The organism is Streptococcus sp. W151 (assembly GCF_053010205.1).
This window is the reverse complement of sequence record NZ_JBRKNT010000001.1, coordinates 673987-686067: the sequence shown is the minus strand read 5'-3', so window position 1 is coordinate 686067 and position 12081 is coordinate 673987. Positions and strand designations below refer to the sequence as shown.

Genomic DNA, 12081 nt, shown 5'->3' with positions numbered 1-12081 from the left:
ACTGAATTTGATCATCAAACCAAGTTCTAAACTATAGGAAATGAAGGTAAGTCGTGTTATAATGGTTAAGAATAGATTAGAAAGACTCACTCAGGAAAGAGAAGAGGAAGCCACGATGATTAAAATTCTATTGGTCGAAGATGACCTTGGTTTATCAAATTCAGTATTTGATTTTTTAGATGATTTTGCGGACGTCATGCAGGTCTTTGATGGAGAAGAAGGTCTGTACGAGGCAGAAAGTGGGATCTATGATTTGATTCTGTTGGACCTCATGCTTCCTGAAAAAGACGGCTTCCATGTTTTAAAAGAGCTGCGTGAAAAAGGTGTGACAACACCTGTTTTAATCATGACAGCCAAAGAAAGTTTGGATGACAAAGGGCATGGATTTGAGCTGGGGGCAGACGATTACCTCACCAAGCCTTTCTATCTTGAAGAGCTTAAGATGCGGATTCAAGCTCTTTTGAAGCGCTCAGGTAAGGTCAGTGAAAATACCCTCAATTATGGCAATTTGAAGGTCAACTTATCCACTAACTCGACTTATGTGGACGATAAGGAAGTAGAACTTCTTGGGAAGGAATTTGATCTCTTGGTCTATTTCCTTCAAAACCAAAATGTCATCCTTCCAAAGACACAGATCTTCGATCGCCTTTGGGGCTTTGACAGTGACACAACCATCTCAGTGGTTGAAGTCTATGTTTCAAAAATTCGTAAGAAATTAAAAGGAACAGATTTTGTGGATAGCTTGCAAACATTACGCAGTGTGGGGTATATCTTAAAAGATGCTAACAAGGATTAAGAAAACAGTCGGAGAAGATGACTTTTCTTACTTCATCCGATATTTTGGTCTCTTCACCTTGATATTCTCAGCCATGACCTTAATTATTATTCAGGTCATGCGCTCGAGTCTCTATACAACGGTCGATGAGAATCTCAAGACCTTGAGTCAGGATCCTTACTCGCTTGTAGCTATTGCTTATCGAGATCAGCGACAATCAACTAATAAAGATGATGATAACGATCATGGGATGATGTTACCTGACCATGACAAATCAGAACCTAAAGGAGATGTCACATCGAATACCACTGTTGTTTTGCTCAATAAAAAATATGAAAACTTGACAACTGGTAACGGGTTTCTAAACTTTAAAACAGTGACGTTTGGCCGAAAACTTCTCAACAAGGTTTCTCAGCTTCAAATTACCAATAGCTATGGGAAAAAAGAAAGTTATCGGGCCTATATGGCAGAGTTGAGTCTATCTGATGATGAAGATGAAAGTAATATCAAGTATGCGGTCATCATGACCAATATTAGTCAGCTAGAGCAGACCAGTGAGGAACATGAAAGCCAGATCGCTCTTATCATGATTTGCTTCTGGGGAATCTCCTTATTCGCTAGTCTCTTCCTAGCACGTCTCAGTGTTAAGCCCCTACTTGAAAGTATGCAAAAGCAAAAGTCTTTTGTAGAAAATGCTTCTCATGAGTTGCGGACGCCTCTAGCAGTCTTACAAAATCGCCTCGAAACGCTTTTTAGAAAGCCTGAAGCGACCATTATGGAATCGAGCGAGAGCATTGCATCTAGCTTAGATGAAGTTCGAAATATGAAGCTCTTGACCACCAACCTTCTCAATATCGCCCGAAGAGATGATGGCTTGAAGCCAGAGATGGAAGACATCGAACCAAGCTTTTTCGATCAGACCTTCTCGAATTTTGAGATCATTGCGGAAGAAAATGACAAAATCTTCCGAGGAGACAATCAGGTGGACAAAGTCATTTGTTCTGATAGAACGCTCCTCAAGCAATTGATGACCATTCTCTATGATAATGCTTTGAAATATACCGATGAAGATGGCGAGATCCAGTTTGAAGTTCAATTGAAGGACAAAAATCTACTTTTGAGGGTGCTGGATAATGGTCCAGGGATTCGAGATGAGGATAAGAAACGGATCTTTGATCGTTTTTACCGGGTCGACAAGGCCAGAACCCGTCAAAAAGGTGGATTTGGTTTGGGGTTATCCCTCGCTAAGCAGATTGTAGAAGCCTTCAAAGGGACCATTCAAGTCAAAGATAATAAACCAAAAGGGACCATCTTTGAAGTGAAATTATCCATTAAGACGGAAAGTCGTAAAAAAAATCGTTCATAATCTTTAAAAAATAGAAAAGAGGAAAACCTATGAGTTCAAAAATGTTGCACACTTGCCTTCGTGTGGAAAACTTAGAAAAATCAATCGCTTTTTACCAAGATGCTTTTGGTTTTGAAGAAAAACGTCGGAAAGATTTCCCAGACTACAAGTTCACTATCGTGTACTTAGGTCTGCCTGGAGATGACTATGAGTTAGAATTGACTTACAATTACGATCATGGTCCTTATGTCATTGGAGACGGCTATGCTCACGTCGCATTGAGTACTCCTGATCTAGAAGGTTTGAATGCCGAACACAAGGCTAAAGGCTATGAAGTGACGGAACCAAAAGGTCTTCCAGGAACACAGCCGAATTACTATTTTGTTGTAGATCCAGATGGTTATAAGGTAGAAGTCATTCGCGAAAAATAAGAATGATTAAAAATTAGGGCCGTTGTCGGCGACGACAGTCGGCCTCTTTTTTATGAAACCATTTACAAAAAAGGAATGTTTTTTCGAGAGAAATTTGCTATAATAAAGTAATGAGATTCAAACACACGAAAACTATTTTATTAATCATTATAAATCTCCTTTTTCTGAGTCTTTTGTATATCGGGTATCAAAAGATTCAAAGGCTTCGTGAACAAAAAGCCTATCAGGATCAGTTTGCTAAGGTTACCCAACTAGAGAAAAGCTCTGAAAAAGGGAAAGATGTTCAGGCACAGGAAGGAATTTTAGGAACTTCTTATGTGACCGCTTTTTATCCTACAAAGGATGGACAGCCTGTTGAGATTATTAAAGAGAAGATCCAAGAAGACCTTCAGCGTCTAGGAACCGATGAGAAAACCAAAGAGCCTAAGCATCTGACCTTCTACCATAGTGAAGAAGCAGAAGCACCTTTTGTTGGTTATCATCCTATCCAAATCAAACGGGCTGAATACCAGTACAAAAAAGGGAAATTCATCAAAGATGAGACGGTGAAGTTGCCCCTCTTTTACTTGGATGATGAGAACAATCCTCTGACCCTGAGCCAGGTTTTTGCGGATCCAGATGGAGCCAAGCAGATCTTTTTGGAGGAACTACGAGGGAATCTAGCCTTTCGTCAGCTAGATGAGGAAAGCATTGATCAAATGGTTGCCCACTTCTCAGAGTTGGACTTGAGCCAATGGGAATTCCAATATGAAAAAGGGAATTTCACCATTCCATTTCCAAACAAGGTTAAAGGAGACGATACCTTTACTGTTCCCTTATCTAAATTCTATGACGTGATTGATACAGAGCGCTTGCTTCCTGATGATTTAGCTTCTTACCAATCCTATATTGAAGAACGCCATCGTAAGATGATTGCCCTGACCTTTGATGATGGACCGGATCCAACGACGACTCCTCAGGCACTGGCTATCTTGAAGAAATACAATGCTAAAGCTACCTTCTTTATGGTCGGAAAAAATGTCAGTGCGAATCCTGATATTGCTAAGCAAGTCCGCAAAGAAGGTCATCAAATCGGGAACCATACCTGGGATCACCCTCAATTGCCAAAATTGAGCTTGGATAATGCCAAAAAAGAGATCTTGGATACCCAAGAAGCTATTCAAAAAGCGACAGGTGTGCAGACAAAGATCACGCGTCCTCCGTATGGAGCCATCAATAACGCCATCCAATACAGTGTAGACCAGTCCTTCATCATGTGGGATGTGGATAGCCTGGATTGGAAAACTCATAATACGACGGCTATTCTCAATGAAGTGAAAAAAGAAGTCAAACCGGGTTCGATTATCCTCATGCATGATATCCATCAAACCACGATTGATGCTCTTCCGACCGTCCTTGACTACCTTAAATCACAAGGCTATACCTTTGTAACGGTAGATGAATTGTTGGATTATCAACTTGAAAGTCATCGCATTTATTACAATGGAAATTAACTAAAAAATCCTCTGCAGTAAATTTACTAGCAGAGGATTTTCTTATTCATTTAAAAATAGTTCGGAATTTTTTAAAACAAGTTCACGGACAGAAGCGTATTTTTTCAAAGATTTGAGTTCTTCTGGGTGGGTGATAAAGGTGATCACATAGCCATCACGCCCCATTCGACCTGTTCGACCGACACGGTGGGTATAGGTCTCTACGTCACGAGGAATATCATAGTTAATCACACATTCAAGATGTTCAATATCGATTCCACGAGCGACCAAATCGGTGGCCAGTAAGAGGGTTAGCTGATGATCTTTGAAGCGTTCGAGAATGACCTTGCGGTATTTGACATTGACATCACTAGCCAGCGACACGGCCTCAACACCCCGGTATTGTAGTTTTTCTTCAGCACTACCCAGATCAGATAGGCTGTTGAAAAAAGCCAGACCACGAAAATCTTCGACGTAGGCGAGTTTGCGGAGCAATTCGACCTTGTCACGCCGATCCACTTGCATATAAAAATGTTGAATATTGTCCAAAGAAACTCCATCAACCGTAATGCGAAGGGTATTTTCTTCTAATTGGTCTGGAGCGACCTTGGCTGTGGCGCTCATGTAGATGTGTTGGTGGTCGCGGGGAGCATAGTGGCTGATCTTGTCGACGAAGTGGTACTGAGAATCACTCAGTAATTGGTCAAATTCATCTAAAATGATGGTTTCCACATTCATCATTTTGATCTTTTTCAGCTTGATCAGTTCAAAGATCCGACCAGGCGTCCCAACCAGGATTTCGGGTCCTTTTTTGAGACGTTCGATTTGCCGTTTTTGACTGGATCCTGACAGGAAGAGTTGGGTCTGGAGCCCAAGAGGCTCTGCCCATTGCTTGGTGACATCAAAAATTTGTCCTGCTAACTCTGTATTAGGAGCTAGAATCAAGAGTTGTTGGGCCTTCTTCGGTTTGAGTTTGAGCAAGGTTGGAAAGAGGTAGGCAAGTGTCTTACCAGTACCGGTAGGACTGATCCCAAGGACATTTTCTCCTTCATAGATAGGAGTGAAGATTTGCTCTTGAATTTCAGTGAATGTATCAAATCCGAGTGTTTCTAGCTGATCTTTCCAGCTTTGTGGAAATTGTTCTTTCATTCTTTTTCATCCTTAAATTGTATTCCAGCGCTCTGACGCATCTGGTAGAGGGTTTCATGGACCTGCGCAGCCGTTTGTAACCATTCGAGATAAGCAGCCTCCTTGTGACCAGCCATGGCATGGGCAAAGGCTTCTGCCTCTTCTTGCATGACATGACTGCAAGGCGTGAGAGGAAGGTCGATGACCTCACCAGCATGGCTGATGAAGCGGGCCTGGTTGATGGCTGCTACAGCATTTAGAGTTAGTGTTCCAGTCTTAGTATAGATTTCAGCAGGTAGATGGCTGGTGATATTTTTCCCCGCCTGAATGGCAACCTGAAACTCTGGATAGATCAAAACACCCTGACCATAGAGATCAACCGAATTGGGTAATTGCTGAGCGGTGTAGTGGCTGGAGATTGGAGCTCCAAAGAAGCCAATGGCCAGGTAGAGGCAGTAGATACCCAGATCCATCAAGGCCCCACCTGCATAGACATCTGAGAAAATATTCGGCATCTCACCAGAAAGGAGGGCAGGTAACTTGGAAGAATACTTGGCAAAGGTAAAGTTAGCACCTAGTATGTCCTGATTCGAGAGGAAATCTTTAACGACTTGAAAGGCTGCTTCTTGGTAATTTCTAGCAGCTTCAAAGAGATAGACCTGGTGCTCCTTAGCAAGCTTCACCAGTTCCTTCCATTCAGAAGGCTTCGTCACAGCCGGTTTTTCAATGATGACATGCTTCTTTGCTAAAATAGCAAGCTTGGCCTGAGCGAAGTGAAGAGAATTAGGGCTAGCAATGTAGACCACGTCCAGCTCACTGTCTAAGAAATCGACCAAGTCTGTGTAGCAAGAGCTCACCCCATAAGGCTCACAAAAATCTTGAGCTGTCTTCATTTTTCTCGAATATACAGCCTGCAAGTGATAGTGACCCGTTTGGTGAGCAGCATGTATAAATTCATGTGAAATCCAACTCGTTCCAATAATTCCAAGCCTTAGCATAAGATGTCCTCCCGTAATCAATTCACTCTATTATACCATGAAAAGGAGGAGGGGCGGGGTGAAAAATGTAGGGCAACTTTTGAAATTATTTTTGAATTATGGGATAATTAAGGTAATTTATTTAAATGAGGACAGTATAATGAAATATAAAATATTAGTAACTGGTGGAGCTGGATTTATCGGTTCTCATACCATCATTGAGTTAGTAAATGCAGGTCATGAAGTTGTCATCGTTGATAATTTAGTAAATAGTAGTGAGAAAAGTATACAAGAAGTAGAAAAAATCCTAGGTAAATCTATTACTTTTTATAATGAGGATATTCGTGATAGATCAAAGCTTTTAGAAATTTTTCTAAAAGAAAAACCGACTGGTGTGATTCACTTTGCTGCATTGAAAGCAGTTGGAGAATCAGTTCAAATTCCGCTTACTTATTATGAAAACAATATTAGTGGAACGTTGACTTTGCTTCAGGTGATGGAAGAGGTGCAGTGTAAAAATATCATCTTCAGTTCATCAGCAACTGTCTATGGAGATCCACATACTGTTCCTATCTTGGAAGACTTTCCTTTATCTGTTACAAATCCATATGGTAGAACGAAACTCATGATTGAGGATATCCTTCAAGATATTTACAAAGCGGATCCTTCATGGAATATTGTATTATTGCGCTACTTTAATCCAATTGGGGCTCATGAAAGCGGGAATATTGGTGAAAATCCAAATGGTATTCCAAATAATCTATTACCATATGTAACACAAGTAGCAGTAGGAAAATTAGAGTCTGTGAATGTGTTTGGAAACGATTATCCAACACCAGATGGAACTGGAGTACGCGATTATATCCATGTAGTTGACTTGGCGAAAGGCCACGTTGCTGCATTGAAAAAAATGAACCCAGATTCAGGCTTGAATATCTATAATCTTGGGACCGGTAGAGGTTACTCTGTATTAGAAATTATTCAAAATATGGAGAAGGTTGTGGGAAAACCAATTCCATTCAAGATTATTGATCGACGACCTGGTGACATTGCAACCTGTTATGCAGATCCATCCAAAGCACGTGAAGAACTAGGATGGAGTGCCCAATTTGATATTCATCGGATGTGCCAAGATGCTTGGAGATGGCAGAGTAAACATCCAAATGGATTTGAATAATAACGAATCTTAATGAATCGCTTGATATTTATAACTAATATCAAGCTTTTTTACTTAAAATAATTGTATTTGATAGTATTAAGTTTCTAGATTAGTGGATAAAACATTATGGTTATTGTATAATGGTTAAAAAGAATTTTAATGGAGGACAAAGGAGATTGAAATCCTCAGATTTATTGATTATTATCCCAGCTTATAACGAGGAAGGTTCTATTCAAACGGTAGTAGATAATATTATTCAAAATTATTCTCAGTATGATTATGTGATTATCAATGACGGTTCTCGAGACCGAACTTCAGAAATTTGTCATAAAAATGGGTATAATATTATTGATTTACCAGTTAATCTCGGTTTAGCTGGAGCGTTTCAGACAGGATTATTATATGCTTATCAACATGGCTATGAAAAAGCTGTTCAATTTGATGCAGATGGTCAACATCTTCCAGAATATATTGCCGCTTTAGAAGAAGAAATTGATAAAGGCAATAAAATGGTTATAGGTTCTCGTTTTGTTTCGGAGAAAAGACCAAATTCATTTCGTATGTTGGGAAATACACTCATTAGTTTTGCTATTAAATTAACCACTGGGAAAACGATTAATGATCCAACTTCAGGAATGAGAATGTTTTCTAAAGATCTAATACAAGTTTTTGCAAAGAATATTAACTATGGACCTGAACCAGATACTGTTTCCTATTTATTACGAAAAGGTGTTCCAATTTCAGAAGTTCAAGTTCGTATGGAAGAGAGACAAGCAGGAGAAAGCTATTTAACTTTTTCACGTTCCATTAAGTACATGATTCACATGTTCGTGTCTATTTTATTCATTCAGAATTTTAGAGAGAGAGGAAAATAGAATGTCAATCTGGTTTCAAGTTGTATTAGTTATTGTTTCATTGGGAACATGCGGGTTCATCCTTCAGAATATTAGAAAATCACGTGTTCAGATTAATGACGCCTTGTTTTGGATTTTCTTCTCATTAATTTTATTAGTTTTTAGTATTTTTCCAAAGTTAGCAGAGATTATTGCAGCATCTTTAGGAATTGCATCCGCTGTTAATTTTATTTTTCTTTTTATTATTTTCTTGTTATTAATGAATCAGTTTCAATTAACTGTACGATTGTCAAAATTAGATACTAAGTTAAAAAATCTTGTTCAAGTTATCGCTTTAAACAAAAATGAGGAGAAAGATGAATAATACTCCTTCTCAAAAAAGTATTTACATTTGGAATTTACTAGGCAATCTAGCTGCAGCAGCAGTTTCAGTTTGTTTTCTTATTATAGTTTCTAGGTTTCAAAGTCCTACTATTGCGGATCAGTATAGTTTGGCAATTTCTGTTGGGAATTTATGGGTAATCATAGGCCTCTTTCAAGTCAGGAATTATCAAGCAACAGATATTGTTAATAAGTTTTCATTTAAGAATTATTATATAGCCAGGATTATTTCCACTATATTAATGTGGATAACTCTCTATCCTTACTTAGTTTTTATCCATTATGATTTAAGTTCAAGTTTTGTTATTGGCTTAACTATTCTTATTTTAGCTTACCGTACATGTGATGTATGGTCTGACCTTTATCAAGGTCTGTTTCAACAAAAATCTAGACTTGATATTGCTGGTAAATCTATGTTCTTTAGGTATCTTATAAGTGTAGTTATCTTATTTGTATCCCTAATGATTCAGAAAAATTTATTGGTTGGCTTTCTTCTAGTGGTCATTTATAATATTTTGTTTATAGTCGGTTTCGATATTAAATTTTCAAAGTTGTTTCATTCTTTGGATAATAAACGAACTTTTTCGAAAAATGATCTTAGACAAGGACTTTTAATTTTAAAAGATTGTTTTTCTTTATTTATATATGGTTTTCTTATTAACCTGATTTTTAACGAACCTAGAATTATCATTGCACAACAACTTCTTAGTCAAAAAATGCAATCAGGTGTACAACGTGATTTTAATATATTATTTATGCCAGTGTTTTTCATGAGTTTGTGTATTCTAGTAATAAGACCTCTGATTACTTCGTTAGCAGAAAAAAGACAAGCTGGTAAAATGATCCAATTCTACAGTATTATTAAAAAAATATTTGTTTTTTTGATTCTTGTTGGTTTATTTACTACCTTAGTAAGTTATTTAATTGGTACACCAGTTCTTAGTCTTATTTTCGGAGTTGACTTGAATCGTTACCGACTAGAATTAACCGTTCTAGTATTTTCAGGGATTTTGTATTCAATTGCTTTAGTATTTGAAAATATTTTGACTATTTATAGGAAGCACAATTTATTATTGGTAGTTTATAATATTATGTATATTGCGAGTGTCCTATTAAGTAAACCCTTCATAATCTCTCAAGGTATACTTGGTGCATGTTTAAGTTTTATGCTGGTAATGGTAATATATGTTATCGGGGGATTTAGTTTATTTCTTTATGTGAAAAGGAGATTTTAAATGAATTTAAAAGAAATTCATACTTTTGTTATCTGTGCATACGGGAATTCCTCCTATTTAGAAGAATGTATGCTGTCATTAGTTAATCAACATAATCAATCTTCTATTATTTTATATACTTCAACACCTAGTCTTCAAATTGAGGAATTATGTAAAAAATATAATATTGCATATTATCATGGTAGTGGTGGTTCAATAGGAAAAGATTGGAATAATGCATTGTCATGTGTAAAAACAAGATACGCGACAATCGCCCATCAGGATGATTATTATGAGCCTCAATATTCAGAATTAATTATTAAAAAATTCCAATCAAATCCAGATGCTTTAATAGCATATTCGGATTATTTTGAAGAAAAAAATGGAAAGAAAATTGAACGTACACTCAATCTTAAGATAAAGAGATTAATGTTGAGAACTATAAATTTATTTCCAAAAAGCAAATTATGGAGAACTAGAGTCTTGGCATTCGGGAATGCAATATGTTGCCCTTCAGTTTCATATGATTTATCTGTTTTGAATGGGTTTAAGTTTGATGAAAAGTTGAAAGGAAATCTAGATTGGATTGCTTGGTATCAGATTGGAAAAATGAAAGGCTCATTTGTATATGTAGACAAACCATTAATGTGTCATCGTATTCATGAAGAATCAGAAACCTCGAAAACAATCTCTAATAATACTCGTAGTCAAGAAGATTTAGAAACATTGGAAATTTTTTGGCCAAAATGGATTGCTAAGTTGCTGATGAAGCAATATTTGAAGAGTCAAAATTCGAATAAGTAGGAGAAACTAATGGGATTTTTTGTTGATAGTTATGAGCGAAATAAAAAGTATTTAGGAGCTTTCGCGGTTCTGGCCTTTTGTATGACAGTCATTTATACAAAGCGTTTAGTAGATTTTCCCAAAATTGGTGTGCTACTATTTATAGTATTTGCTTTTCTCATTTTTCTTTTACCGAAGAAAAATATAGGAACCTTCATTGCTATGCTTATTGGCGGTCTTTCCTTTGCTTTCATTACACCTGTTTTGAATACACCCGATGAACAAGTTCACCTATCAAGAACGATTCATATTGTGGAAGGTAACGTCAATATGGGAAATAAAAATATCCATATTACGGAAGATTACTTTGATGTATATAAAAATTTCAAAAAACCATTTACCAAATCTTCTTTGTTTAAAGAAGGGCAGACGACCAAACAAGTGAAGTTTGGTAAAGAAACGGATTACAGGGCAACCAACTCATATTGGTTTATTGGATACATTCCTCAGGCTCTTGGATTCGGGATTGGAAAATTTTTGAACTTGAGCGTAGGAGTCTCCTATTATTTGGGTCGAATTTTTAATGTCATCGCTTACTGTATTTTAGCTCTCATTGCCATTAAATTAAGTGGAAAAGCGAAGCAGTTGATGACAATGGTGGCGATGTTTCCAATGAATCTGGTTCTGGCTGCTTCTTATAATCAAGATAGTGTAGCATTAGGGTTAACCTACATCATTATTGGATTGTTCTTGAACTATGTAACAGATGATGAAAAAGTTGTTAGCATCAAGGATTTATTGCTGTATGCTTTGCTTTGTATCATCCTTGTAACAATGAAACTTCCTTATGTCTTGCTAGTAGGACTATTGCTCTTTATACCGAGAAAGAAAACGAAGTGTAAAAACTACTATCTCATCTCTCTCGCATTGATTATCGCAGTCTTTGTCTTTACGATTTTTTGGTACGTTCTTACCCAGCAAGTTCGAATTGAGAACTTTAAACTGGATGGAGCGGATGTGAAGTCTCAGGTACTTAGTATCATTTCAAAACCTCATTGGTATCTTCCAGTGATTTTGAAGGAGATGCTATTATCAGTCAGTCATTTAAATCAACTCTATACCTTTGGTTGGTTAGATTTGTCGATGTCAGAGGTTCTTATTCCTATCTATGCTGTGTATACCTTGATTACTTTTTCAAATTTTGGGAAGATCAAACTTCCGAAAGTATCAGTAGTAGGAGCAAGTTTGGTTTCTTTTGCAATTGTTGGGTTAATCACTTTAACCTTGTATCTAACCTGGACACCAGTAGGAAATTTTGAAGTTTTAGGAGTTCAAGGTAGATATTATCTAGGCGTTGTCGCTCTGACTCTGCCAGTAATTTGCAGTTTGTTTAAGCAAAGAATTTCAGATGAACAAACGTTTACGGATCATTTTGTAGTAGAAAGTAGTCTCATTATTATAGGGTTAACGATACTACAAACGATTTCTGTTTTATATGCTGTAGTATAATTAAAAGACTAAAATCAGTTAATACTAGGGGAAACCCTAGTTTTTTGTTACAA

Annotated in this window: 12 protein-coding genes; 10 read left to right on the top strand and 2 right to left on the bottom strand. The window is 37.1% G+C overall.

Going from position 1 to position 12081, the window contains the following annotated elements:
- The first annotated feature begins 115 nt into the window (after positions 1–115).
- The 4 genes from ACVC7Q_RS03295 to ACVC7Q_RS03280 all read left to right on the top strand — a co-directional run bounded on the left by ACVC7Q_RS03295 (position 116) and on the right by ACVC7Q_RS03280 (position 4044).
- Positions 116–796, top strand: coding sequence for a response regulator transcription factor (locus ACVC7Q_RS03295; RefSeq protein ID WP_447264827.1), 681 nt, complete (start codon positions 116–118; stop codon positions 794–796).
- Entirely contained in the window at positions 780–2141 is a 1362-nt protein-coding gene (locus ACVC7Q_RS03290; RefSeq protein WP_447264826.1) for a sensor histidine kinase, read from the top strand. Before ACVC7Q_RS03295 ends, ACVC7Q_RS03290 begins: the two co-directional genes overlap by 17 nt.
- 29 nt (positions 2142–2170) lie before the next feature.
- Positions 2171–2551: a lactoylglutathione lyase gene (gene gloA / locus ACVC7Q_RS03285; protein ID WP_023917784.1), complete on the top strand. Its 381-nt coding sequence runs from the start codon at positions 2171–2173 to the stop codon at positions 2549–2551.
- Between the two features lie 110 nt (positions 2552–2661).
- Positions 2662–4044, top strand: a complete 1383-nt coding sequence (locus ACVC7Q_RS03280; RefSeq protein ID WP_447264825.1) for a polysaccharide deacetylase family protein — start codon at positions 2662–2664, stop codon at positions 4042–4044.
- Between the two features lie 42 nt (positions 4045–4086).
- On the opposite strand, the gene ACVC7Q_RS03275 is transcribed toward ACVC7Q_RS03280, so the two are convergent.
- Together ACVC7Q_RS03275 and ACVC7Q_RS03270 are read right to left on the bottom strand one after the other, a co-directional pair.
- Positions 4087–5172 (bottom strand): DEAD/DEAH box helicase, encoded by a 1086-nt coding sequence (locus tag ACVC7Q_RS03275; protein ID WP_447264824.1) that lies wholly within the window; start codon positions 5170–5172, stop codon positions 4087–4089.
- Positions 5169–6149, bottom strand: coding sequence for a Gfo/Idh/MocA family protein (locus ACVC7Q_RS03270; RefSeq protein WP_447264823.1), 981 nt, complete (start codon positions 6147–6149; stop codon positions 5169–5171). Before ACVC7Q_RS03270 ends, ACVC7Q_RS03275 begins: the two co-directional genes overlap by 4 nt.
- A 139-nt stretch (positions 6150–6288) precedes the next feature.
- On the opposite strand from ACVC7Q_RS03270, the gene galE reads away from it, so the two are divergent.
- The 6 genes from galE to ACVC7Q_RS03240 all read left to right on the top strand — a co-directional run bounded on the left by galE (position 6289) and on the right by ACVC7Q_RS03240 (position 12028).
- The gene (galE, locus tag ACVC7Q_RS03265) at positions 6289–7305 is read left to right on the top strand and encodes a UDP-glucose 4-epimerase GalE (RefSeq protein WP_223142082.1); all 1017 of its coding nucleotides are present in this window, start codon (positions 6289–6291) and stop codon (positions 7303–7305) included.
- Between the two features lie 158 nt (positions 7306–7463).
- The gene (locus ACVC7Q_RS03260; RefSeq protein ID WP_223142081.1) at positions 7464–8162 is read left to right on the top strand and encodes a glycosyltransferase family 2 protein; all 699 of its coding nucleotides are present in this window, start codon (positions 7464–7466) and stop codon (positions 8160–8162) included.
- A gap of 1 nt (position 8163) precedes the next feature.
- A complete protein-coding gene (locus tag ACVC7Q_RS03255; protein ID WP_223142026.1) occupies positions 8164–8505 on the top strand; it encodes a DUF2304 domain-containing protein in 342 nt (113 codons plus the stop codon).
- Entirely contained in the window at positions 8498–9757 is a 1260-nt protein-coding gene (locus tag ACVC7Q_RS03250) for a lipopolysaccharide biosynthesis protein (RefSeq protein ID WP_447264822.1), read from the top strand. The genes ACVC7Q_RS03255 and ACVC7Q_RS03250 overlap by 8 nt, the downstream gene beginning before the upstream one ends.
- Positions 9758–10540: a glycosyltransferase family A protein gene (locus ACVC7Q_RS03245; protein ID WP_223142024.1), complete on the top strand. Its 783-nt coding sequence runs from the start codon at positions 9758–9760 to the stop codon at positions 10538–10540.
- A gap of 9 nt (positions 10541–10549) precedes the next feature.
- Positions 10550–12028, top strand: a complete 1479-nt coding sequence (locus tag ACVC7Q_RS03240) for a DUF2142 domain-containing protein (RefSeq protein WP_223142023.1) — start codon at positions 10550–10552, stop codon at positions 12026–12028.
- Positions 12029–12081: the final 53 nt, after the last annotated feature.